At 67.1% G+C, this 24,355-nt stretch carries 19 protein-coding genes and 1 pseudogene; 3 read left to right on the top strand and 17 right to left on the bottom strand.

The features are described 5' to 3' along the window. Positions 1–24: 24 nt before the first annotated feature. The 6 genes and pseudogenes from A0J57_RS18655 to A0J57_RS27215 all read right to left on the bottom strand — a co-directional run. The gene (locus A0J57_RS18655; protein ID WP_061940539.1) at positions 25–1,236 is read right to left on the bottom strand and encodes an MFS transporter; all 1,212 of its coding nucleotides are present in this window, start codon (positions 1,234–1,236) and stop codon (positions 25–27) included. A gap of 2 nt (positions 1,237–1,238) precedes the next feature. Then, a complete protein-coding gene (locus A0J57_RS18660) occupies positions 1,239–1,685 on the bottom strand; it encodes a RidA family protein (protein ID WP_235600905.1) in 447 nt (148 codons plus the stop codon). 3 nt (positions 1,686–1,688) lie between these two features. After that, complete coding sequence (locus tag A0J57_RS18665) at positions 1,689–2,450, bottom strand: 2-keto-4-pentenoate hydratase (protein ID WP_061940541.1); 762 nt, start codon at positions 2,448–2,450, stop codon at positions 1,689–1,691. After that, on the bottom strand, positions 2,443–3,252 hold the full coding sequence (mhpD, locus tag A0J57_RS18670; RefSeq protein WP_061940544.1) for a 2-keto-4-pentenoate hydratase: 810 nt from the start codon (positions 3,250–3,252) through the stop codon (positions 2,443–2,445). The genes A0J57_RS18665 and mhpD overlap by 8 nt, the downstream gene beginning before the upstream one ends. Beyond that, on the bottom strand, positions 3,249–3,566 hold the full coding sequence (locus A0J57_RS27295; RefSeq protein ID WP_328587045.1) for an aldehyde dehydrogenase family protein: 318 nt from the start codon (positions 3,564–3,566) through the stop codon (positions 3,249–3,251). The genes mhpD and A0J57_RS27295 overlap by 4 nt, the downstream gene beginning before the upstream one ends. Next, positions 3,470–4,646 (bottom strand): annotated as a pseudogene (locus tag A0J57_RS27215) (aldehyde dehydrogenase family protein); the annotation flags it as partial. The pseudogene A0J57_RS27215 and the gene A0J57_RS27295, both read right to left, overlap by 97 nt. Positions 4,647–5,215: 569 nt before the next feature. Between A0J57_RS27215 and A0J57_RS18680 the strand changes: the two are divergent. After that, positions 5,216–7,441, top strand: coding sequence for a TonB-dependent receptor (locus tag A0J57_RS18680; RefSeq protein ID WP_061940490.1), 2,226 nt, complete (start codon positions 5,216–5,218; stop codon positions 7,439–7,441). Between the two features lie 127 nt (positions 7,442–7,568). Beyond that, positions 7,569–8,624: an acetamidase/formamidase family protein gene (locus A0J57_RS18685; RefSeq protein ID WP_061940488.1), complete on the top strand. Its 1,056-nt coding sequence runs from the start codon at positions 7,569–7,571 to the stop codon at positions 8,622–8,624. Between the two features lie 31 nt (positions 8,625–8,655). Here A0J57_RS18685 and A0J57_RS18690 read toward each other — a convergent pair whose 3' ends face one another. Together A0J57_RS18690 and A0J57_RS18695 are read right to left on the bottom strand one after the other, a co-directional pair. After that, positions 8,656–11,184 (bottom strand): ABC transporter permease, encoded by a 2,529-nt coding sequence (locus tag A0J57_RS18690; RefSeq protein WP_061940486.1) that lies wholly within the window; start codon positions 11,182–11,184, stop codon positions 8,656–8,658. Then, positions 11,181–11,882, bottom strand: coding sequence for an ABC transporter ATP-binding protein (locus tag A0J57_RS18695; protein WP_061940494.1), 702 nt, complete (start codon positions 11,880–11,882; stop codon positions 11,181–11,183). The genes A0J57_RS18690 and A0J57_RS18695 overlap by 4 nt, the downstream gene beginning before the upstream one ends. Positions 11,883–11,898: 16 nt before the next feature. Here A0J57_RS18695 and A0J57_RS18700 point away from each other — a divergent pair, with 16 nt between their 5' ends. Next, positions 11,899–12,600, top strand: a complete 702-nt coding sequence (locus A0J57_RS18700; protein ID WP_044660954.1) for an arylesterase — start codon at positions 11,899–11,901, stop codon at positions 12,598–12,600. 36 nt (positions 12,601–12,636) lie between these two features. Here the strand turns inward: A0J57_RS18700 and putA are convergent, their stop codons facing one another. The 9 genes from putA to ccoN form a co-directional block, all read right to left on the bottom strand. Continuing rightward, complete coding sequence (gene putA / locus A0J57_RS18705) at positions 12,637–16,239, bottom strand: trifunctional transcriptional regulator/proline dehydrogenase/L-glutamate gamma-semialdehyde dehydrogenase (RefSeq protein ID WP_061940492.1); 3,603 nt, start codon at positions 16,237–16,239, stop codon at positions 12,637–12,639. Positions 16,240–16,378: 139 nt separating this feature from the next. Next, positions 16,379–16,519, bottom strand: a complete 141-nt coding sequence (gene ccoS, locus A0J57_RS18710; protein WP_007688161.1) for a cbb3-type cytochrome oxidase assembly protein CcoS — start codon at positions 16,517–16,519, stop codon at positions 16,379–16,381. Next, positions 16,516–18,648, bottom strand: coding sequence for a cation-translocating P-type ATPase (locus A0J57_RS18715; RefSeq protein WP_061940484.1), 2,133 nt, complete (start codon positions 18,646–18,648; stop codon positions 16,516–16,518). Before A0J57_RS18715 ends, ccoS begins: the two co-directional genes overlap by 4 nt. Next, positions 18,648–19,124 (bottom strand): FixH family protein, encoded by a 477-nt coding sequence (locus A0J57_RS18720; protein WP_061940482.1) that lies wholly within the window; start codon positions 19,122–19,124, stop codon positions 18,648–18,650. Before A0J57_RS18720 ends, A0J57_RS18715 begins: the two co-directional genes overlap by 1 nt. A gap of 3 nt (positions 19,125–19,127) precedes the next feature. Beyond that, complete coding sequence (gene ccoG / locus A0J57_RS18725; protein ID WP_061940480.1) at positions 19,128–20,558, bottom strand: cytochrome c oxidase accessory protein CcoG; 1,431 nt, start codon at positions 20,556–20,558, stop codon at positions 19,128–19,130. 3 nt (positions 20,559–20,561) lie between these two features. Next, on the bottom strand, positions 20,562–21,467 hold the full coding sequence (gene ccoP, locus A0J57_RS18730; RefSeq protein ID WP_061940478.1) for a cytochrome-c oxidase, cbb3-type subunit III: 906 nt from the start codon (positions 21,465–21,467) through the stop codon (positions 20,562–20,564). Further along, on the bottom strand, positions 21,460–21,627 hold the full coding sequence (locus tag A0J57_RS18735) for a cbb3-type cytochrome c oxidase subunit 3 (RefSeq protein WP_025551933.1): 168 nt from the start codon (positions 21,625–21,627) through the stop codon (positions 21,460–21,462). Before A0J57_RS18735 ends, ccoP begins: the two co-directional genes overlap by 8 nt. Further along, entirely contained in the window at positions 21,624–22,370 is a 747-nt protein-coding gene (gene ccoO, locus A0J57_RS18740; RefSeq protein ID WP_061940475.1) for a cytochrome-c oxidase, cbb3-type subunit II, read from the bottom strand. Before ccoO ends, A0J57_RS18735 begins: the two co-directional genes overlap by 4 nt. A 104-nt stretch (positions 22,371–22,474) precedes the next feature. Next, positions 22,475–24,133, bottom strand: coding sequence for a cytochrome-c oxidase, cbb3-type subunit I (ccoN, locus tag A0J57_RS18745; RefSeq protein WP_061940473.1), 1,659 nt, complete (start codon positions 24,131–24,133; stop codon positions 22,475–22,477). Positions 24,134–24,355 lie beyond the last annotated feature (222 nt).

The following is a 24,355-nucleotide window of genomic DNA, read 5'->3' on the forward strand; positions in this document are numbered from 1 at the left end:
GTCGCTGCGGCCATCGGCATCGCGTCAGCCGTAGATCGGCGCCTCCGTCCCCCGCGTACGGCTGGTCGCGAGCGACAGCAGGAAGATGAGGAAGCCGCCCATGCCCAGCATCGCGCCGACCACCGCCGTGGATGTCCAGCCATGGCCCTGCGCGATGGCCACCCCGCCAAGCCAGGCGCCGAGCGCATTGGCCATGTTGAAGGCGGAATGATTGAGCGAGGCGGCCAGCGCCTGCGAATCGGCGGCCACGTCCATCAGGCGGGTCTGCAAGGCGGGAACGATCGCGATGCCGCCCCCCATCAGGAACAGGTTCAGCAGGATCGCCGGCACGCTGTAGGAGGAGAAGAGGAAGCCCAGCAGCACCGCCGCGCTGCCCAGCAACATGATGCCGATCGCCCGCATCACGCCCCGGTCGGCCAGCCATCCGCCGAACAGCGACCCCGCGACCATGCCCAGCCCCGTCACGCTCAGGAACAGGGGTACCGACCGGGTCGACACGCCCGTGACCTGGGTCAGCAGCGGCGAGATATAGCTGTAGACCGCGAACAGGCCGCCAAAGCCCACGCCCGCGGTCAGCAGCGTCAGCCATAGCTGCAACCGCTTCAGCCCGCTGAGTTCGCGCATCGGGCTGGCGCCCTCCGAAGCGGGCTGTTCGTGGACGAAAAGGCGGATCAGAACCGCCGTCAGCAGGCCCAGCGCGGCAACCAGGCCATAGCTCGCGCGCCAGCCGAACCAGTTGCCGAAGGCGGTGGCCAGCGGCACGCCGACGACATTGGCGATGCTGAGCCCCAGCATCACCCGCCCCACGGCGCGCGCGCGCTCGCCGGGCGGGACGAGCGACGCCGCAACCAGAGAGGCCACGCCGAAATAGGTGCCGTGCGGCAGGCCGGATGCGAAGCGGGCAAGATCGAGAAAGCCCATCGACATCGCCGCCGCGCTCGCCAGATTGCAGAGCGCGAAGACGATCATCAGCCCGATGAGCAGCCAGCGGCGCGGCGACCGGGCGAAGATGACGGCAAGCGCCGGCGCGCCGATCACCACGCCCAATGCATAGGCGCTGATCATATGTCCCGCCGCCGGTATGCCGACCTGCATCTCCCGCGCCACGTCGGGCAGGATGCCCATGGAGGCGAACTCGCCGGTTCCAAGGGCAAGCCCGCCCACGGCCAGGGCGCATTCCGCGGCCTTCACGCCATGGGGGGTCGGAAGGCCGGCCTGCCGGCTGGAACCGGCCATCTTCAGTCCCTGTCCAGCGGCGCGTAGGCGACCGCCTTGATCTCGATGAGCAGCAGCGGGTGCGGCAGGCGATGCACCGCGACGGTCGTGCGCGACGGGCCGCCTTCATCGAAGAATTCGGCCCAGACCTCGTTGAACCCGCCGAAATCGTTCATGTCGACCAGGAAGCAGTTCATCTCGACCAGATCGTCGAAGCTCGCGCCCGCTTCCTTGAGGATGTCCCCGATATTACGGATCACCGCCCGCGTCTGCGCCCGGATGTCGAGATCGGTGACGCCCATGGGATCGACCTCGGCGCCCTCGAAGCTGTTGTCCGGACGGCGCGAGCTCGTCCCGGACACGAAGATGAAATCGCCGGCCCGCCGGAAATGCGGGAAGCGCCCGCGCGGCACGGCCTTGTCCTTGAGGACGCCCGACCGATCGGACGCCTCGCTAATCGTCGTCACCACTTTTTATTTCCTAACACCAAATTCGATGGACCCCAGCCGCTGCACTTCCAGCCGGACCTGCACGCCGGGCTTCAGCGCTTCGGCCGAAGTCGCCGCGCCGGCGAGCACGATGTCGCCGGGCGAAAGGCTCTCCCCGCCCTGCGCGACCAGCCTCGCCGCCGCCACCAGGGCGCGCAGCGGATGGCCCAGTATCGCCGCGCTCGATCCGATCTGCACCGGAACGCCGTCGAAGCTCATGATCATCCCCAGATTCTCGATGGAACTGTCCGGCGCGTTCCAGGGACCGACCACCAGGCCGGAGGAGGACGCATTGTCCGCAATCACGTCGCCCAGGCTGAACTTGAAATTCTCATACCGGGAATCGATGATCTCCATCGCCGGGGCGATGCCCGCAATCGCCGCCTGCGCTTCCAGGAGCGAGACGGTGCCCGCCAGCGGCTTGCCGATCAGGAAGGCGATCTCCGGCTCGACGCGCGGATGCACATAGCGGGACAGGTCCAGCGATCCGCCTTCCTCCACCAGCATGGCGTCGGTCAGCCGGCCCCAGATCATGTCATGGACACCCATCTGGACCATCTTGGCCCGGCTGGTGAAGCCCATCTTCATGCCGATCCGGCGTTCCCCGCGGGACAGCCGCCTTTCTATCGATGCCGCCTGGATGCGATAGGCATCGGCTTCGGAAAAGCCCTCCTCGAACTGCGCCACCGCCGTCGCCGTGCGCGCCGCTTCGTCGATTCTTTCGGCGCTCGCCGCAATATCAGTCATTGGCGGCCTCCTTTCGATCTTCCCCGGCAAAGGCGGCGGTCACGCTGCCCAGCCCTTCGATGCGCGCCTCCAGCCGGTCGCCGGGACGCGCCGCGACCATGGGGCCGAGCGCCCCGGTCAGCAGGATCTCGCCGGCCCGCAAGGGACGGCCGACCCGCGCCATGGTCCCCGCCAGCCAGGCCGCCGCCGTCAGCGGATGGCCCAGGCACGCGGCCCCGGCGCCCACGGACACCGGTTCGCCGCCGCTGAACATCGCCATGCCGCAGAGGCGCAGGTCCAGCCCCTCCAGCTTGCGGGGGGTGGTCCCCAGGACGAAGGCGCCGCTGCTGGCATTGTCGGCAATGGTGTCGAGAATGTTGATGTCCCAGCCGGCGACGCGGCTGCCGACGACCTCGATCGCGGGCAGGGCATAGCCCACCGCGGCGATCACTTCCGCCACGGTCGGGTCCTCATGATCGAGGTCGCGGTCCAGCACCAGCGCGATTTCGGCCTCCGCCTTGGGCTGCAACACGCGGCCGGCGGCGATGGGTTCTCCGTCCGCCACGGCCATGTCCGCGAAGAGGATGCCGTAATCGGGCTGATCGACGCCGAGCTGGCGCTGCACCGCCTTGGCGGTCAGGCCGATCTTGCGCCCGACGATTCGCCTGCCCTCCCGCTCCGCATGCCGGACATTCTCGTCCTGGACCGCATAGGCGGCCTCAATGTCCCCGGCGGGCAGCAGGTCCCTCACCGGCGCGCAAGGCACGCCCCGCGTCTGGGCTTCGCGCAGCCGCAGGGCCGCTTCATGGATGAAAGAGGTCATAGTTTGATGCACACATTCTTGAGTTCGGAATAGAAGTCGAGCGAGTGGTGCCCGCCCTCGCGGCCCAGCCCGGACAGCTTGGCGCCGCCGAAGGGGGTGCGCAGGTCGCGCAGGAACCAGGTGTTGAGCCAGACCAGCCCGACCTCGATCCGTCCGGTTCGCGGCCCAGCCCGGACAGCTTGGCGCCGCCGAAGGGGGTGCGCAGGTCGCGCAGGAACCAGGTGTTGAGCCAGACCAGCCCGACCTCGATCCGTCCGGCCAGACGGTGCCCGCGGACCAGATTGCTGGTCCAGATGGCGCAGGCGAGGCCATATTTGCTGTCATTGGCCAGCCGGACAGCCTCCTCCTCATCGTCGAAGGGGATGATGTTGCAGACGGGGCCGAACACCTCCTCCTGCATGCAGCGCGAATCCTGGGCGAGGCCGGTCCAGACCGTGGGCTGGATGTACCAGCCGCCCGCCTGCGCGCCGGGCAGTTCCGCGATGCCGCCGCCGGCCACGACCTCCGCGCCTTCTTCGCGGGCGAGGTCATAATAGGACAGCACCTTGTCGCGATGGCCGCAGGAGATGAGCGGGCCCATTTCGGTCCGGCTGTCCCATGGGTCGCCCAGGCGCATTGCCTTGGCCTTTTCCGCGAGCGCGGCGACGAAGCGGTCGTAGATGGGGCGCTGGACATAGACGCGCTCTGTGCAGAGGCAGACCTGGCCGGTGTTGAGGAAGGTGGAGCGGGCCACGCCTTCGACGGCCTTGTCGAAATCGCAGTCGGCAAAGACCAGCGCTGCGTTCTTGCCGCCCAGTTCGAAGGAGACCGGGCGAACGCCCTCTGCCGCCTGGCGCATGATCGTGGCGCCGGTCTTCGATTCGCCGGTGAAGGTGATGGCGTTGACGCCCTTCGACGTGACGATGGCCTCTCCGGCCGAATTGGGACCGAAGCCGTGGACGAGGTTGAACACGCCGTCGGGGGCGCCGGCCTCCTGCATGACTTCGGCCAGCAGGGTCGCGGTTCCGGGGGTTTCCTCCGACGTCGCCCGGCGAGGTGCGGATGATGTTGGCGAAGGTGCGGAAATTCGCCGCGCCCCGCGGTATGTCGAGCGATCCCGCCAGCGAGGCCGGCTTGCCCGTATCCCCGACCTCCGCCTCCAGGAAGTCGGCCTTGCGCCGGTCGATGGCGTCGGCGACCCGATCCAGCAGACTCGCACGCTCCTCGATCGTCGTTCTGCCCCATGCGCCGTCCAGCGCGCGTCGGGCGGCGCCGACCGCCTCCTCGACCATCCCCTTGTCCGCCTCATGCACGATGGCGCGCACGCGGCCGGTCGCAGGATCGATGTCCTCGAACCGGCTGGAGCTTTCGACGAAACGGCCGTCGATGAAATTCCTGTAGTGCACTTCGGTCATATCTACTCCAGAAGACGGCTGCGCGGCCCTTCGCCTGACGCGGCGGCTCGGCCAGCCATCGCTTCGGACGAAACGCCAGTCGGGCCTTGCTCCGGCGGTGCAACCGGGCGCAAATGCCAATTCTTGTTCAAAATCTTGATAATTGAGATTTTGAAACCGATTAGTAAGACATAGTGGCTGGATTTTGCGTCGTCAACGACCGTCTGGCGAACAGGGCCAAATTCGTCCCGAAAGCGCTTCGCCCCGCCTTTGCCGCGCGGAGGCGCGGCAAAGGGTGCTGTTCCCGACCCCTCGACCCGTTCCGAAACAGTAATGAACCGCCCATTACATTTCATGCCCCATGATGCCGCAACAATTCATCATGTCCCGGCGAATGCTTGACACCCCTCATCTTCTATAATATCAATGATTGCGATCATTATCTTGAATAGTGAGATAATGAGCCTTCGGGTCACAGGGCGGCTTTACGGACTCCGCAAAGGAGCTGCCGCCCTTGGAAGCGCGAAAATCATAATGGGGGAGTTACGATGACGAATATGCGTACGGTTATGCAAAGCACTTGCGCCGCAATGGCTTTTTGTCTGGGTCTGTCAGCTCAGGGCGCGCAAGCGCAGGGCGAACCGTCCCCGCAGATCGCTGCACAAGGCGCAGATGAGAATCAGTCATCCGGCATCGATGAGATAGTCGTCACGGCGGAACGTCGATCCGAATCACTTCAGAAATCGTCCCTTGCCATCGAAGTCATCTCGGGCGCCCGCCTCGATTCGCTGACGAAACCTTCCGATCTTACCGCGATCACGCCGGGCGTCGTGGTCGGCAACTACGGGCCCCAGCCCCAGGTCTATATTCGCGGCGTCGGGGACCAGAGCGCCAACAGTCGCGGCCAGAGCGGCGTCGCCTTCAACATCGACAATGTCTATTATGCCCGTTCCACCGCCGTCGGCCCCTCGATGTTCGACATCCAGCGGGTGGAGATCCTGAAGGGCCCGCAAGGGACTCTGTATGGACGCAATGCGTCGGGCGGCGCGGTGAACATCATCACGGCATCGCCCGTCCTTGGCCGCGCCGAAGGCTATCTGGGCGCGGAATTCGGCAATCTGGACAACCGCCGCTTCAACGGCGCGGTCAACCTGCCGCTCGGCAGCACGGTCGCGCTGCGCGTCGCCGGCCAGATCGTGGATCGCGACGGCTATCTCTCCGCCGGCGGGAATGACGAGCATAGCCGGGCCGTGCGCGCGCGCCTGCTCTGGGAACCGACCGAACGTCTTTCCCTGCTGCTGAACGGCGACTGGTCCCGGATCAACGGCGTGGGCGGCGGCTTCGCCATCCTTCCCTCGCCCAACGGCAATCCCTGGCGCGACCAGTTGGAAAAGCCGCTGGTCTGGCCGTTCCAGTTCTCGTCCGCGAACATCGCGCCCTATGGCAATCCCCAGAAGCCGATGATCGACAGCAAGAACCGGGGCGTCAGCCTGGAAGCCAATTACGACCTGGGCTTCGCCACGCTGACATTCATCCCGGCCTATCGTCATCAGGACCATACCGGCATCTATTATGCCCAGGACTTCCTCTACGCCGAACATATGATCAGCGAACAGATCAGCGCGGAGGCAAGACTGGGGGGTGAATTCGGCCCCGCCAAATGGGTGGCCGGCGCCTTCTATTTCGACGAAGACCAGGATCAGGTCTATTCCAGCGCGCGCGCCATCATCCAGGGCGCGGCCTATGACTCGTCCCGCCGTTCCTTTGCCGGTTTCGCCCAGACGACCGTTTCGCTCACGCCCGCCCTGCGCGCGATCGCCGGCGGACGCTATACGGAGGAGAAGGTGACCGGCGGCTTCGCCTACGGCACCGGCGCGGTGCCGTTCCAGCCGCTGATAACCAACACGCCGCGCATCCCGGCCGATCCCATCAATTCGTCGAAGTTCAACTACAAGCTGGGCGCGGAGTTCGACGTCGCGCCGCAGTCCATGCTGTTCGCGACCTATGCCACCGGTTTCAAGGCGGGCGGGTTCCAGCCCACTTTCTGCGGCGCCGACGTGTACGAGCCGGAGGAGATCGCCGCGTTCACGGTCGGGTCGCGCAATCGCTTCATCGGCAACAGGCTCCAGATCAATGTCGAGGGCTTCCGCTGGAAATATAAGGACCAGCAGGTTGCGGTGGTCCAACGGGACGCCTGCGGCAATACCGGGCAATATGTGCGCAACCCCGGCGACGCCACCATTTATGGCGGCAATCTGGACGTCACCTTCCATGTCACGCCGACCATCGCCCTGCATGGCGGCCTGGAATTCACGCATAGCGAATATGACAGCTTCACCTTCACGCAGAATGGACTGGGCGTCTATGCATCGGGCCTGGGCAGCCGCTGCTCCGCCGCGCCGGTTTCCGGACAGCCCGGCTTCTTCAGCGCCAACTGCACGGGCCAGGAACTGACCCGCACGCCCAAATGGTCGGGCACGGCCGGTTATCTGCACACCATCCCGGTCGGGCGCAGCGAGCTGACCCTCGATCTGAATGCCCAGTTCGCGTCGAAGCGTTGGCTGGACACCAGCTATACGCCCAATACCCGCGCGCCTTCCTACGCCGTTCTCAATGCGGAGATACGGTTCAGCCCGCCCGGCCGCGACTGGACGATCAGCGGATATATGACCAACATCACCAATGAAGCCGTTTATACGGGCGGCTATGCCTATAACAGGGCGGTTGCGGCCAATGGCTATCCCTATGTGGTCGCGCAGATCCAGCCGCCGCGCATGTACGGCATCCGCCTGAAGTATAATTTCGGGGAACAGTGACAGGGACCCGGCCCTCTCCCGGCCGGTCGGTGCGATCCTTGCACAGGCGGATGATCCTGCATGAACATCCGTCCGCGCCTGGATCGCACCGCAAGCATCGCGCGGACCCATGGGAGGAAGGAAAGCCATGAAAAGAAGCCGGGCGGCATCGGCCCTTGCCTTGTCGGCGTCGCTGGCCTTCCTCCTCATGGCGGCCCCCGGCGCGGCGCGTGTGTGGCGGCTTCCGGCCTCGCCGCAGACCGTCGCCTGGGGGCATTATGATGCGTCGGCAAAGCCGGTGCTGACGATCCGATCGGGCGATTGCGTGATCATCCATAGCCTGATCACGGGCAGTCCCGCGCAGATCGAGGCGGCGGGCGTCGCCCCGGCCGATGTGGAGCCGGCGCTCCGCACCGTCCATGGCGGCGTTCCCGCCGCCTCGCGCGGTCCGGGCGTGCATATCCTGACCGGCCCGATCGCCATCGAAGGCGCGGAGCCCGGCGACACGCTGGAGGTGCGCATCCGCAAGGTCGAACTCGCCATCCCCTATGCGATCAACATCTTCCGCTATGGCGCGGGCTTCCTGACGGACGACTTCCCCTATTCCCGGACCCGGATCGTGCCGCTGGACCGCGACCGGATGGTGGGGCTTTTCGGCCCCGGCATCGAAATACCGCTTGCGCCCTTCTTCGGCAGCATGGGCGTGGCGCCGCCGCCCACGCACGGCCGGGTCGATTCCGCGCCGCCCGCCATCCACGGCGGCAATATGGACAACAAGGCGCTGGTCGCGGGCACGACGCTGTTCCTGCCCGTGCACGTGCCCGGCGCGCTGTTCCAGGCCGGAGACGGCCACGCGGCGCAGGGCAATGGAGAGGTCGACCTCACCGCGCTGGAAACGTCGCTCACCGGCACGTTCGAATTCATCCTGCACAAGCGCGCGCCCGGCCGGGACGGGTCCGGACCGGCCTATCCGCGGGCGGAAACGCCGGACGCCTACATCGCCATGGGGTTCGACGACGATCTGAGCCACGCCACGCGCAAGGCGCTTCGCAACATGATCGACTTTCTGGTCGCGGTGAAGGGAATGAGCCGCGACGACGCCTATATGCTGCTGAGCGTCGCGGGCGATGTGGAGGTCACCCAGCTCGTCGACCGCAACAAGGGCGTGCATGTCGTGCTGCCGAAACGGTTGTTCGCGCAGTAGCGGCCGCTTCCCTGCGCGACGGGGCCGCTCCCTACAACGCCCGCAAGGCGCGGGCCGGCCGCACCGACATCAGCGGGATCGACCCCAACAGCCCGATCCCCAGTGTAAGCACCGCGCCCGCGCCCAGGGTCGAGAGTACGAGCAGCCAGTCCGGCGCCCAGTGGAAATCGAATATCCGCACGATCACGAACCAGCCCGCGCCAAGGCCAAGGCCAAGCGCCACCAGCGCCAGCACACCGGCCAGCAGCGCATATTCAATGCCCTGCGCGCCCAATATCTGCCAGCGGGTCGCGCCCAGCGTCTTCAGGATCACACTGTCATAGGCCCGCGCCTGGCGCGACGCCGCAATCGCCCCGATCAGCACCGCGATCCCCGCCAGGATCGCGACCGATCCCGCCAGCACGATGGCCGTGGACATCTGCCCCAGCAGCACCGTGACCTGCGCCACCACCTCGCCCACGGCGATGATCGAGACGGAGGGGAAGGCCGCCAGCAGCGCGCGCGTCATCGCCCCTTCCGACGCGCCCTTCATCGTGATCGTCGCCGACAGGCTGTGCGGCGCGCTGCGCAGCGTGTTGGGGGAGAAGACCATGATGTAGTTGAAACCCATCGTCTCCCAATTGACCTGCCGCAGGGAGGCGATGCGCGCCTCGATCTCCCGCCCCAGCACCGACACGGTAAGCGTGTCGCCGATGCCGACGCCCATCACCTTCGCCGCTTCCTTATCGAGCGATATCAGCGGCGGCCCGGCATAGTTTCGCGGCCACCATCGCCCCTTCACCAGTTCAGACCCCTCCGGCAGCGCCGCGCTATAGGTGACGCCCCGCTCACCGCGCAGGAACCAGGCGCCCTCGGGCAGTTCCTTGAGGTCCGCCACGCGCTGTCCGCCATAGGCGACGATCGTCCCGCGCAGGGTCGGCACCATATTGACCTTGGCTCCCGGCGCCTCCTTGGCGACCAGCGCAAGGAACCTGTCCCTGGCGGCGATGGGGATGTCCAGCACGAACTGGTCCGGCGCGGTGCGGGGCACGGTGTTGCGGATTTCGGCGCTGAGGCTCGATTGGATCGCCGCCAATGTCACGAACAGCGTCAGGCCCAGCCCCAGCGCCACCACCAGCGCCGACGTCTGCGCGCCGGGCCGATGGAGATTGGCGACCGCCAGCCGGGCAAGCGGACGACGCGGCGCGGGCAGTCGACGGGCGACGCGCCGGACCAATAGGCCGATGCCGGTCAGCAGCGCCAGCATGGCCGCGACCGCGCCCAGCATCGCCGCCGCGAACCAGGGCTCCCGCGCCGTGCCCAGCGCCAGCGCCACGGCGGCCGCCCCCGCCGCGCCCACCGCGATCATGCTCAGCCGATCGACCCCGCGCCGCCGGTCCACCGTTTCGCGGAACAGGGCAGCGGCGGGCAGGGTCCGTGCCCGCGCCAGTGGCGGCACGGTGAAGATGAAGGCGATCAGCAGTCCGTAAAGCGCGCTGGTGACGAGCGGCCAGGGCGCGATGGCGAAACCGGGCTGCACCGGCAATATGTCCCGCATCGCCGTCACCAGACCCAGCGGCAGCACGACCCCCGCCGCCAGCCCGCAGCCGATGGCCAGCACGGCCACCGCGCCGATCTGCATCAGATAGATGCGGGCGATGTCGGCGGAGGAAGCGCCCAATATCTTCAGCGTCGCAATGCCGTTGCGCTTGATCGCCAGATAGGAGGCTACCCCGTTGCTGACCCCGATCCCCGCGATGGCGAGCGCCGCGAGGCCGATCAGCGACAGGAATTGCCCCATCCGCTCCAGGAAACGGCTGGTCCCCGGCGCCGCGCCGTCGCGGTCCTTGATCTCGAAACCGGCAGAGGGGAAGGCGCGCTTCAGCCGGTCCCCCGCCGCCCCGGCATCCCTGCCCGCGCCCAGGCGGATGCGATATTTGCTCTCATACAGGCTGCCCGGCTGGATCAGGCCGCTGCGCCTGATACCCTCCATGGAGGTGAGCGCGACCGGCCCCAGGGTGAAGCCCTCCCCCACCCGGTCCGGCTCCTCCGCGATGATGTCGCGGATGCGGAAGGTCGCCGCGCCATAGCGCAGGCCATCGCCCGGCTTCACGTCCAGCCGGTCCGCCAGCGCCTGTCCGATGACCAGCTCATCGGTGCGCATCGGCCCGGCCCGCCCGCCTTTCAGCGCCAGCGCGCCATAAAGCGGATAGGCCCCGTCCACGCCCTTGAGTTCGGTCAGCACGGCGGAGGGTCCGGCGCCCTCCCCCACCCGCTGCGCCATGGCCCGCAGTCTGATCGTCTCGCTCAGCACGCCCTCGCGCCGGAAGGCCACCTTCTCCGCCGCACTGGCCTCGCGCTGGGACATCGCCACCTCGACGTCGCCGCCCAGCAACACCTGCCCCTTGCTCGCAATCTCGCCGGTGATCGCGGCGGTCAGCCCGCCGATGGTCGCCAGCGTCGCCACGCCCAGGAACAGGCAGATGAACAGCAGCCGCAAACCCCGGAAACCGCGATGCAGGTCGCGACGTGCAATCCGCCAGCAACCCCGCCAGCCCAGAGCGGTTTCAGGCCCCGTCACAGCCTCCGGTCCGCGACAATCAGTCCATCCCGCATCTCCACGACGCGGTCGCACCGCTCCGCCAGTCCGGGATCATGGGTGATGATCACCAATGTCGCGCCATTCGCTTCCCGCCGGGCGAACAGCAGTTCGACGATCGCCCCGCTGGTCGCACCGTCCAGATTGCCCGTCGGCTCGTCCGCGAAGATGATGTCCGGCCCCGGCGCGACGGCGCGGGCGATGGCCACGCGCTGCTGCTCGCCGCCCGAAAGCTGGGCCGGATAATGGTGCAGCCGGTGCCCAAGTCCCACCGCCTCCAGCTCGCCCGCCGCGCGCGCGAAGGCGTCCCCGAAGCCCGCCAGTTCCAGCGGCACGGCGACATTCTCCACTGCCGTCATGGTCGGCAGCAGGTGGAAGCTCTGCAACACGATGCCCACGCGCCCGCGCCTCGCCCGCGCCAGCGCATCCTCGTCCAGCGGCCCATAATCGATCCCGGCAACCCGCACTTCGCCGCCGCTGGCGCGCTCCAGCCCCGACAATATCGCCATCAATGACGACTTGCCCGATCCCGACGGCCCCAGGATCGCCAGGCTCTCGCCCCTGGGAATGGAAAGGTCGACGCCCTTCAAAATCAGCGTCGGCGCCTCGCGCGTGCCAAGCGAAAGGGTGACATTGCGCGCTTCAATCGCAATATGGGCAAGGAAGGACGAGCCGTGCATCAGCGAAAGGAACCCCATGAAGGCGGGAAGATGGTCGATATATGTGGGCGCCATGGCGATTGTGCAATTGCTCACCGCCTGTTCGGGCGAACCCGCCGCCGACAATAGCGCCGCGCCGACGGCCGAGGTCCGGAACGCCGCAGCCCCGATGGCCGACGGCAAGCTGGTCCTGGCCTTCGGGGACAGCCTCTATGCCGGCTATGGCGTGGCCCAGAATGAAAGCTTCCCCTTCCGCCTCGAACAGGCGCTGAAGGCAAAGGGGCTGGCGGTTCAGGTCCGCAATGCCGGGGTTTCGGGCGAAACCTCTCTGGGCGGCATGCAGCGTCTCGCCTTCACGCTCGACGGCCTGCCGCGCAAGCCCGACCTGCTGCTGCTCGACCTGGGCGGCAACGACATGCTGCGCGGCCTCCCGCCGGAGGACAGCGAGAAGAATCTGCGCGCCATATTGGACCAGCTCAGGCAGCGGCAGATCCCCGTGCTGCTCACCGGCATGATGGCCGCGCCCAATATGGGCAAGGATTATGGCGCGAAGTTCGACGCCATCTATCCCCGGCTGGCGAAGGATTACGGCCTGCCGCTCTACCCCTTCTTCCTGGATGGCGTGATCGGGAATCCCAGGCTGATGCAGGCCGATTCCATCCATCCCAATCCGGCCGGAGTGAACATCATCGTCGGCAAGATCGCGCCGGTCGTGACGGGCTTGCTGAAGAAAAGCTGAGCGTGACCTGCTCCTGCGAAGGCGCGCTTTAGCCCCTCACCCAATCATCATCAGGCTGGCATTACCCCCCGCAGCCGTCGTGTTGATGGAGGTCGACACCTCCTCCAGCAGCCAGTCGAGCGGATATCCCCCATCCGCCCCCGCCGCATGGACGCTGACGACCGGCCCCGGCAAGCCGGCCACGTCCCGAACCACCGCACCGATCCGCGCGGCATCGCCCTCCACCAGCACCGCCCCAAGCGGCCCATCCGCCTGCGACGTGAAATGCGCTGCAATATGTGCGGGCAATCCCAGCGGCAGTTCCATGTCCCACAGCACCCCGCGATTGCCCGTCGCCAGTACCGCCGCCATCTGCTGCAACAACCCCTGCCGCGTCGCGGGCCTCATCCCGATCAGTCCTCGCGGATGCAGCGCATAGAGGTTGCGCTCCCCCACCGGCCCCGGCAGCGCCATCTCCACCCCCAGAGCCGAGGCATCGCCACAGCGCCGCGCCATGGCCGAAGCCTCCGCCTCGCCCTTCGCCGCCAGCCAGTCGGCAAAATCGCTGAGCGGCGACCGGAGCGAACCGGCCCGCTCCGCAAAGACCGGCGGCACCGCCACCAGCCGCCCCAGATAAAGCGGCCCGCCCGCCTTCGGCCCGGTGCCCGACAGGCCCCGCCCGCCAAAGGGCTGTACGCCCACGATGGCACCGATCACATTGCGGTTCACATAGAGATTGCCGGCCTTCACCCGCCCCGTCACCTGCGCGACGGTATCGTCCAGCCGCGTATGCAGGCCGAAGGTCAGGCCATAGCCGGTCGCGTTGATCGCATCGACCAGCGCGTTCAACCCGGCGCGAGGGAAACGGACGACATGCAGCACCGGCCCGAACACCTCGCGCCGCAATTGCGCGATGTCGTCGATCTCGATGATCGTTGGCGGCACGAAGCTGCCATGCGCGGTTTCCTCCGGCAGCGGCTGCTGTTCCACCGCGCAGCCCAGCGCCCGCATCGCCTCTATATGCCGTTCTATCCCTTCCTTCGCTTCGTCGGTGATGACCGGCCCGATGTCGACCGCCAGCCGGTCGGTCCGCCCGATGCGCAATTCCCTGAGCGCCCCCTTCAGCATCGCCAGCGTCCGGTCCGCCACATCCTCCTGCAGGCAGAGGATGCGCAGCGCCGAACAGCGCTGTCCCGCACTGTCGAAGGCGGAGGCGATGACATCCGCCACCACCTGCTCCGCCAGCGCGGAGCTGTCGACGATCATGGCATTCTGCCCACCCGTCTCCGCGATCAGCGGAATGGGCCTGCCCGAAGCGGAGAGGCGCGAAGCCAATTGCCGCTGGATCAGCCGCGCCACCTCGGTCGATCCGGTGAACAGCACGCCGGCGGTCTGCGGCGCCGCCACCAGCGCCGCGCCGATCTCCCCCGCGCCGGGCACAAGCTGCAACGCATCGCCCGGCACCCCAGCCTCATGCAGCAACCGCACCGCCTCCGCCGCGATCAGCGGGGTCTCCTCGGCGGGCTTGGCCAGCACCGCATTGCCCGCGACCAGCGCCGCCGCGACCTGCCCGGTGAAGATCGCCAGCGGGAAATTCCAGGGCGAAATGCAGACGACCGGCCCCAGGGCGGTCTGCGCCGCGCCGAAGGCAGCCCGCGCCTGCGCCGCATAATAGCGCAGGAAATCGATCGCTTCCCGCACTTCGGCTATGGCGTTGGGCAGCGACTTGCCCGCCTCCCGCACGATCAGGCCCAGCAGGATCGGCATGCGCGCCTGCATCGCGTCGGCGGCCCGCTCCAGCACCGCGGCCCGCTCCGCCACCGGCACCAGCGCCCAGCCGCTTCCCTCCGCGCGCATGACCGCCGCCCGCGCATGGTCCGCCGACGCCTCGAACACCGTCCCCACGACATCGCGCCGATTGGCGGGGTTCAGCACCAGCCGCGCCGTGCCTTCCTCGCCTTCCGGCGCCGCCGTCCAATTGATTTGCGCGCTTTCGGCCAGCGCCTGCGTCAGCCTCGCCAGCGCATTCTCGTCGCTCAGGTCGATCCCGTCCGAATTGCGCCGATCCGGATACAGTCCGGACGGCAGCGCGATCTCCGCATGCCGCGCGCCCGGATGCGGCATCGCCAGCACCTGCTCGACCGGGTCCGCGATCATCTCCTCCACCGGCACCGCCGGATCGGCAATACGGTGCACGAAGGAACTGTTCGCGCCATTTTCCAGCAGCCGCCGCACCAGATAGGCGAGCAGCGTCTCATGCGTGCCGACCGGCGCATAGATGCGGCAGGGACGGTCCAGATTCCCCTTCCCCACCACCTGCTCATAGAGCGGCTCGCCCATGCCGTGCAGGCACTGAAACTCATAGTCGCCCAGCGTGAAACCGGGCCCCGCCAGATGATGGACCGTAGCCAGCGTCTGCGCATTATGCGTCGCGAATTGCGGGAACACCCGGTCACGCGCCGCCAGCAGCTTCTTCGCGCACGCGATATAGGCGACGTCCGTATGCAGCTTGCGCGTATAGACCGGGAAGTCCGCCATCCCATCGACCTGCGCCCGCTTGATCTCCGCGTCCCAATAGGCGCCCTTGACCAGCCGCACCATGATCCGCCGCCCGGCGCGCTGGGCCAGATCGACGATCCAGTCGATGACGAAGGGACAGCGCTTGCCATAGGCCTGCACCACGAAGCCCAGCCCGTTCCACCCCGCAAGCTCCGGGTCCAGCGCCAGACTCTCCAGCAGGTCGAGCGACAATTCCAGCCGATCCGCCTCCTCCGCGTCGATGTTGAGGCCGATGTCATAGCCTTTCGCGAGCAGCGCCAGCTCCTTCACCCGGGGCAGCAATTCCCCCATGACCCGCTGCGCCTGTGCGCGGGAATAGCGCGGATGCAGCGCCGACAGCTTGATCGAGATGCCCGGCCCGGCATAGACGCCGCGCCCGTCCGACGCCCGGCCGATGGCGTGGATCGCCTGCCGGTAATCCTCCAGATAGCGGGCCGCGTCCGCCGCCGTCGCCGCCGCCTCCCCCAGCATGTCATAGCTGTACTGGAAACCCTTGGCCTCCTCCGTCCGCGCCCGCTTCAGCGCTTCCCCGATGGTCTCGCCGGTCACGAACTGCTCGCCCATCATCCGCATGGCGAGGTCGACGCCGCGCCGGATCACCGGCTCGCCCAGCCGCGCCACCAGCCGGGTCAGCGCCGCGCCCAAACCCCGGTCGTCCACGCTGCCGACCAGCTTGCCCGTCACCACCAGTCCCCAGGTCGCCGCATTGACGAACAGCGACTTGCCGCCACCCAGATGCCCGCCCCAGTCGCCGTCAGCGATCTTGTCGCGGATCAGCGCGTCGCGGGTCGCATCGTCGGGAATGCGCAGCAGCGCCTCGGCCAGGCACATCAGCGCCACGCCCTCCTGGCTGGAGAGCGAATATTCCTGCACCAGCGCCTCGACCCCGCTGCCCTTGCCGTTGGCGCGCAGCGTCGTCACCAGCCTGCGCGCCATGTCGCGCACCCCCTGCCGCATGGCGTCGGGCAGCGCGGCGGCTTCCAGCAGGGGCGCCAAGCACTCTGCTTCATCGCGGCGATAGGCGGCGGTGATGGCCCGGCGGAGCGGTGACTGCGGCCGGATGGCGGGGGCGAAATCGGTGAAGGGGAGCGGGTTCGTCATGTGCGCCATGATAGGCAAATCATGGCATGCAATCCGACTTATAAACAGCTCATATTAAGGCAATATGCCTTATTATTCGCGATTATTCCGTCAAATCGTCCACCGTATCCACCCAAAAGGGGCGAAAATCCGCCTGCCATCAATCCTCGTCAATCAGGATGCGCACCGCCGCCCCGTCCGTATCCTCGAACTGGCCATTGCCCAGCGCCCAGAAAAAGGCCGCCAGCCCCAGCAGCCCCAGCCCAAGCGCAATCGGAATCAACAGGCTGAGACCGGTCATTTCACGGCTCCTTTCAGGCGCAGGGCATTGGCGATCACGATCAGCGAGGATGTCGACATGGCGACCGCCGCGACCAGCGGCGTCACCTTCCCCGCTATGGCCAGCGGCACCGCCAGCACATTATAACCGATCGCCAGCGCGAAATTCTGCTTCACCACCGCCACCGTCCGCCGCGCCGCATGCACGGTCAGCGCAACCGGCGCCAGCCTGTCGCCCAGGAACACGGCGTCGGCGGTAAGCTGGCTCGCATCGCTGGCCGAAGCGGGCGCCATGCTGGCATGCCCCGCCGCCAGCGCCGGGCCGTCGTTCAGCCCGTCCCCGATCATCAGCACCTTCTCGCCCCTGGCCTTCAACCGGTCGATCAGCGCCAGCTTGTCGGCGGGGCGCAGATGGCCGATGGCGGTGGTGCGGGTTTCGCGGGCGATCTCTTCCAGCGCTTCGGGCCGGTCGCCGCTGGCGATCAATATCTTCATCCCCATGCCGCGCAGCACGTCCAGCGTGTTCGCCGCATCGGGCCTCAACGCATCGGTGAAGCCCAGCAGCAAGGCCTGATCCCCGCGCCGATATTCCGCGGCCAGCCCGAACAGGTTGATCAGGCTGCGCGGACGCGCCAGCGACACGGCCACGCCTTCATAGTCCCCGAACACGCCCTCTCCGGCGACTTCGCGGACATTGTCGAGCGCGGCGGGCGTCACCCCCCGCGCCTCCAATGCTTGCCTCAAGGCGACGCTCAGCGGATGGCGGGACGCCCGCGACAGGGACAGCAGGATCGACCGGTCGTCCCGCCACAGACGGCGCAACCCCTGCGGCACCGGACGGCCCAGCGTCAGCGTGCCGGTCTTGTCGAACACCGCCTCACTGACCTCCGCCAGCCGTTCCAGCGCCGACCCGTCCTTGACCAGCACGCCCCGCCGCATCAACGCGCCGCAGGCAACGATCTGCGCGGCAGGCACCGCCAGCCCCAGCGCGCAGGGGCAGGTGATCAGCAGCACGGCGACCGCGATCAGCAAGGCCTGATGCACGCCCGCCCCCGCAATCATCCACCCCGCGAAGGACAGCGCCGCCAGCAGATGGACGCAGGGCGCATAGAGCCGCGCCGCCCGGTCCGCCAGCCGCACATAGCGCGACTTGCCCTGCCCCGCCTCCTCCATCAGCCGGGCGATGTCGGCAATGACGGTGTCGGCCCCCGCCGCCGTCACCTCCACCCGGATCGGCCCGTCGATGTTGAGCGAGCCCGCCTGCACATCGTCGCCGGGATGCACCCGCACCGGCGCGCTTTCCCCGGTCAGAAAGGCGATGTCGAGCCCGCTTTCCCCCTCCGTCACACGCCCGTCGGCGGCCAGCCTTTCGCCCGCCGCCGCCAATATCGTCATGCCGGGGCGCAGAGCGTCGGCCCGCGTCCACCGGCTGCTCCCGTCCGCCTCCAGCACCAGCGCGCCCGGCGCGGTCTGCTTCAGCAGCGCCGCCACGCCCGCCCGCGCCCGCCCGCGCATCATGCTGTCGAGCGAGCGCCCCGCCAGCAGGAAGAACAGCAGCATCACCGCCCCGTCGAACCAGGCATGCGCCCCACCGGTGACGGTCTCATAGAGACTCATCCCGGTCGTCAGCAGCACGCCGATGCTGATCGGCACGTCCATATTGGTCCGCCCCTGCCGCAACGCCGCCCAGGCCGAACGGAAGAAGGGCTGGCCCGCATAGGCCACCGTCGGCAGGGCGATCAGGGCGGAGAGCCAGTGGAACATCTCCCGCGTCGCCCCTGCCGCCCCGGACCAGACCGAAACCGACAGCAGCATGATGTTCATCGCCGCGAAGCCCGCCACCACCAGCGCCCGCGTCAGCCGCCGGCTTTCCGCCGCCGCGACATCCAGCCCCGCATCGGCCAGCGGCTCCGCCTCGAATCCCAAAGCGGCGATGGCGGCGCGCAGGTCGGGCGGGGTCAGCGCCGGATCGTGGCGGACGGCGACGCGCTTCGCGCCCATATTGACCCGCGCCGACAGGATGCCGGGCTGGCGCGGCAACCCCTCCTCGATCTTGGCGATGCAGCCGACGCAATGGATGCCGGGAACGGCGAACAGGCTTTCGGCCGTCTCTTCCGCCACCGGATCGGGGATCAGCGCCTTCGTGGCCATCAGTCGACCTCCCTCAACAGATGCTCCTCGCGCCCGGCAAGGCGGAGGTCGAAGCGGACCTGCCAACGGCCCTTCGGCAAAGCACGATCGCTGGCATAGACGCCCGGCGCAGTTTCACGGAAGACCAGCGACAAGTCCGGCGCCCGCCCCAGCGGATGCTGCGCCACCGCCGTCACCTGGCCGCCCGTCACTGGCGCGCCCCTGGCGTCGGCAAGGGTCAAGCCGACATGCCGCGCCGTATCCAGCGTCACCCGGTCCCGCCATCCCAGCCGCTTCTGCGCCCGCGCCTGCGCCAGCCAGCCGTTGAACTTCTGGCTGGCGACATAGCTGTTCTCGACCACCGTGCCGCCGAAGGATCGCACCGCGACGGTCGCCATCAGCATGTTCACCGCGATCACCACGGCAAAGAACGCCACCAATATCGCCGTCATGTGCCAGCCGGTGAAGCGGCGGATGGGGGATGGAGCAGGGGTCATGCTTCAGGGCCTTTCAAATCGGGCGGGTTCGCTGGCGCTGCCGCCCTCACGATCCAGGGCGCGCACGGTGAAGCGGAAATCCTGCCGCGCCGGGCCGCCGGACGGCAGCGTCAGGAAGATGCGCAGCTTCGCCACGCTGTCGGCGGGCACGGTCGTCCGCACCGTCGCGGCGGCACTCTCCCGCGACCCCGCATCGGTCCACATCCGGCCGCCGGGCAGGCCGGTGAGGCCCACCTCCATCGGCCGGGGCCGCGCCTGCATATTGCGCAGCTTGACCGTATAGGCGTTGCGGATCGCGCCGTCGGACAGGCGCACGAAGATCGGATTGCGGTCCTGCTGCGCGCTGATCTCCAGCCGCTCGCGCGCGCCCAGCGCGAACAGCATGGCCGCGCCGATCCCCGCCCAGACCGCGAAATAGGCGATGGTGCGCGGCCGCAGCAGCGTCTTCAGCACCGGGCGCGGCGCCGCGCCCTTCTGCTCCGCCTCCGCATCGTCCTGCGTGCAATAATCGATCAGGCCGCGTGGCCGCCCGACCTGCGCCATCACCTTGTCGCAGGCGTCGATGCAGAGCGCGCAGGTGATGCAGCCGATCTGCGGCCCTTCGCGAATGTCGATGCCGGTGGGGCAGACCGCGACGCACTGGTTGCAATCCACGCAGTCGCCAAACGCGCCCGGATGCGCCTGGGCCTTCTTCAGGCTCCCGCGCGTCTCCCCGCGCCAATGCTTGTAGGTGACGATCAGCGACTTCTCGTCCAGCATCGCGGTCTGGATGCGCGGCCAGGGACACATGTAGATGCACACCTGCTCCCGCATGAACCCGCCCAGCAAGAAGGTCGTCGCGGTCAGCACGAAAGTCGTCGTATAGGCTTGCCACGCGGCGGTCCCGCTCCAGAACTCCCGTTGCAGCGTCGGGGCGTCCGCGAAATAGAATATCCACGCGCCCCCGGTGACGAAGGCGATCCCCAGCCAGACCGACCATTTGAAAAGCCGCCGGGCGATCTTCGCCGCCCCCCATGGCGCCTTGGCGAGCCGCAACTGCGCATTGCGGTCGCCGTCCACGAAGCGTTCGACATGCTGGTAGAGGTCGGTCCACATCGTCTGCGGACAAGCATAGCCGCACCAGGCCCGCCCCACCGCCGACGTGACGAGGAACAGCCCGATCCCCGCCATGATCAGCAGGCCCGCGACATAATAAAATTCCTGCGGCCAAATCTCGATGGAGAACATGTAGAAGCGCCGATGGGCCAGATCGACCAGCACCGCCTGATCGGGCGCATAAGGCCCCCGGTCCCAGCGCAGCCAGGGCGTGCCCCAGTAGATGGTCAGCGTCACCGCCATGATCGCCCATTTCAGGCGGCGGTAGAAGCCGTCCACCGCCTTGGGATAGACGCCCTTGCGCTTCTCATAGAGCGAGGCGGAGCCGGACATGAACATGGCTTATCGACCTGCCCCCGCAGCAGCGGGAGGGGCCGCCTCACCCCCGCCCAGGCTGTGCACATAGGCCGCCAGCATCCGGATGGTCGCCTTGTCCAGCTTGTCGTCCCAGCGCGGCATCACGCCATGGCGGCTGTTCCAGACGGTCTCGCGGATGGTCCCCGCATCGCCCCCGTAAAGCCAGATCGCATCGGTCAGATTGGGCGCGCCCAGTTCCCGGTTCCCCTTGCCCGCCGGGCCGTGGCAGACCGCGCAATTATCGGCAAAGACCTTGTCCCCGCGCCGCGAAGCCGCGCTCGGGCGGTCCTGCCCGCTGATCGCCCGGACATGCGCCACCACATCGTCCACCTGCGCCGCCGTCAGCAACTGGTCCTTGCCGAAGGCCGGCATCAGCGACTGCCGCGTGGCGTCGTGATCGGGATTGCGGACGCCATCGGTGATCGTCTTCTCGATCGTCGCCAGATCGCCGCCCCACAGCCAGTCGTCGTCATTGAGGTTGGGATAACCCCTGGACCCCGCCGCGCCCGACCCATGGCACTGGACGCAATGCACCCGGAACGCGGCGCGCCCACCCTCGACCGCCTGCTGCATCAGTTCGGGCCGCCCCGGCAGCGCCGTAATCGGCGTCTCCGCAATCGCCCGGCGGATCGGCGCGATCTGCCTTTCCCGCGCCGCCAATTCCTTGTCCAGCGCCCCCCGGCTCGACCAGCCCAGCATGCCGCCGGTAGCCCGGTCGATCATCGGGATAGCCGGATAGGCGATCATATAACCGATAGCGAACAGGATCGTCGCGTAGAAGGTCCACAGCCACCAGCGGGGCAGCGGCGTGTCCAGTTCCTGGATGCCGTCCCATTCATGATGCTTGATCTCCGTCCCGGTGGCGGGATCGATACGCTTGTCGTCAGCCATGCCCGGCCTCCGTCTGATCGTCGAAAATGGCGAGCGCGGCCTCCGCGCTGCGCTGCCGCCCATGGGGCAGGAAATGCCAGCCGATGAGGGCCACATAGAGCACCCCCATGAAGACCAGCCCCCAGCTATCGGCAAAATGCCGCAAGGCGTCGTAGCTCATCTGTCGACCTCCTGCGGTTTCGCGCTGTCCACATCGACCAGCGTGCCCAGCATCTGGAGATAGGCGACCAGCGCGTCCATCTCGGTCAGCTTGCCCGGATCGCCGTCGAAATCGCGCGCCTGCGCCTTGGGATAGCGTTTCAGCAGGTCGCTGCTGTCCGCATCCGGATCGGCCTGCGCCTTCAGATCGTCATTCGCCCTGGCGATGTCGTCCTTCGTATAAGGCACCCCGACATCATTGAGCGCCGTCAGGTCCTTGCGCATGTCGGGCAGCTTCAATTCCCGCTCCGCCAGGAAGGCATAGCCCGGCATGATCGATTCCGGCACCACGGCGCGGGGGTCCTTCAGATGCTGGACATGCCACTCGTCCGAATAGCGGCCGCCCACCCGCGCCAGATCCGGCCCGGTGCGCTTCGAACCCCACTGGAAGGGATGATCGTACATGCTCTCGGCGGCAAGGCTGTAATGGCCATAGCGTTCCGTCTCGTCCCGGAAGGGCCGGATCATCTGGCTATGACAATTATAGCAGCCCTCGCGGATGTAGATATTCCGCCCCGCCAGCTCCAGGGGCGTATAGGGACGCACGCCCTCTACCTTCTCGATCGTATTGTCGATCCAGAAAAGCGGCGCGATCTCCACAATGCCGCCGATGGCGACTGTAATCAGGGCTGCGATGCCCAGCAGCGAAACATTCCGCTCGAGCCTGCCATGATCGAAGAATTTACCCTTGGTCTTGGTTGCCATTCTCAAAGTCCTCAAATCGAGGGAAACTTCCAACCCCCGTTCGCCCTGAGCCTGTCGAAGGGCTTTTCTTCTTCTTGAAGGCCCAGCCCGAACGGAGAGGGGTTTCAGGTCGCCGCGGGCACCAATGGCCGGTCGGCCTCCACATCATAGGCCGCATCGTTCATCGGCTTTTCCACGCGCAGCGGGCTGCCCGCGATGGTCCTGCCGATGTTCCAGGCCATGACGATCGCGCCGCTCAGGTACAGAAGGCCTCCCGCCGCACGGATCAGGTACATGGGGAACATGGCGCTCACCACTTCGGAGAAGGCGTAGACCAGATAACCGTCGCTGCCATATTCGCGCCACATCAGCCCCTGCATGATGCCCGCGACCCACATCGACGCGGCGTAGAGGACGATGCCCACGGTCGCCAGCCAGAAGTGCCAGTTCACCAGCCGAAGACTGTACAGCCGCTCCCGCTTCCACAGTCGTGGCGTCAGATAATAGAGGCAGGCGAAAGTGATCAGCCCATTCCACCCCAGCGCACCACTATGCACATGGCCGATGGTCCAGTCGGTATAGTGGCTGAGACTGTTGACCGCCTTCACGGACATCATCGGACCTTCGAAGGTCGACATGCCGTAAAAGGCCAACGCCATCACCATCATGCGGATGATCGGATCGGTGCGGATGCGGTCCCAGGCGCCGTTCAGCGTCATCAGCCCGTTGATCATCCCGCCCCAGCTCGGCATCCACAGCATGACCGAAAAGACCATGCCCAAAGTCTGCGCCCAGTCGGGCAGCGCGGTATAATGAAGATGGTGCGGACCCGCCCAGATATAGAGGAAGATCAGCGACCAGAAATGGATGATGGAAAGCCTGTAACTATAGACCGGCCGTTCCGCCTGCTTGGGCACGAAATAATACATCATGGCGAGGAAACCGGCAGTCAGGAAGAAGCCGACCGCATTATGCCCGTACCACCATTGGGTCAGCGCATCCTGCACGCCCGCGAAGGCGCTGTAGCTCTTGGAACCGAGCCAGCTCACCGGCATGGAAAGATTGTTGACGATGTGCAGCATCGCGATCGTCAGGATGAAGCTCAGGTAAAACCAGTTCGCCACATAGATATGCGGCTCGCTGCGGCGCAGGATGGTGCCGCCGAACACGACCAGATAGGCGACCCAGACGATGGTCAGCCACAGGTCGACATACCATTCGGGCTCGGCATATTCCTTGCCCTCGGTAATGCCCAGCAGATAGCCGGTCGCCGCCAGCACGATGAAAAGCTGATAGCCCCAGAAGACGAACCGGGCGAGCGCCGGAAAGGCCAGCCGCGCCCGGCATGTCCGCTGCACCACGTAGAAGCTGGTGGCGATCAGCGCATTGCCCCCGAAGGCGAAGATGACGGCGGAGGTATGCAGCGGCCGCAGCCGCCCGAAACTGGTATATTCGATCCCCAGGTTGAGCGCCGGAAAGGCCAGTTGAAGCGCGATGTACAACCCCGCCAGAAAGCCAGCCAGCCCCCAGAAGACGGTCGCGATCACGCCCCAGCGGATCGGGTCGTCGTCATATTTCCCCTGGGATGCGGGCATCTTCAGCAGCCCGCGGGTGATCGCCTCATAATCGGCATGCCGCATCGTCAGCACGGCGACGGCCAGCGCGGCCGCGCAGACGATCCCCATATGCACGGCAAAGCCGAAATCCGCCGCCGCCAGCGCCGCCAGAAAGGCCAGCGTCGCGAGCGCGAACCAGCCGCCCGTCTTCCAAACCAGTTGCTCCATAGGATTTCCCCGTCAAAGGCTTTGCGGCGTCCTTCGTCCGGGAGCCGCCCTTATGCATTGACCTCTGTCAAAGCCCGCGCCGCAGGTATGTAGGGGAATGTCCGTATCGGGGTGGATTGCGGACATTCCCCTACATACCTGCGGCGCGGGCTTTGACAGAGGTCAATGCATAAGGGCGGCTCCCGGACGAAGGACGCCGCAAAGCCTTTGACGGGGAAATCC

The sequence above is a fragment of the Sphingobium sp. 22B genome, from assembly GCF_001580035.1.
In the GTDB taxonomy this organism is placed as follows: domain Bacteria; phylum Pseudomonadota; class Alphaproteobacteria; order Sphingomonadales; family Sphingomonadaceae; genus Sphingobium; species Sphingobium fuliginis.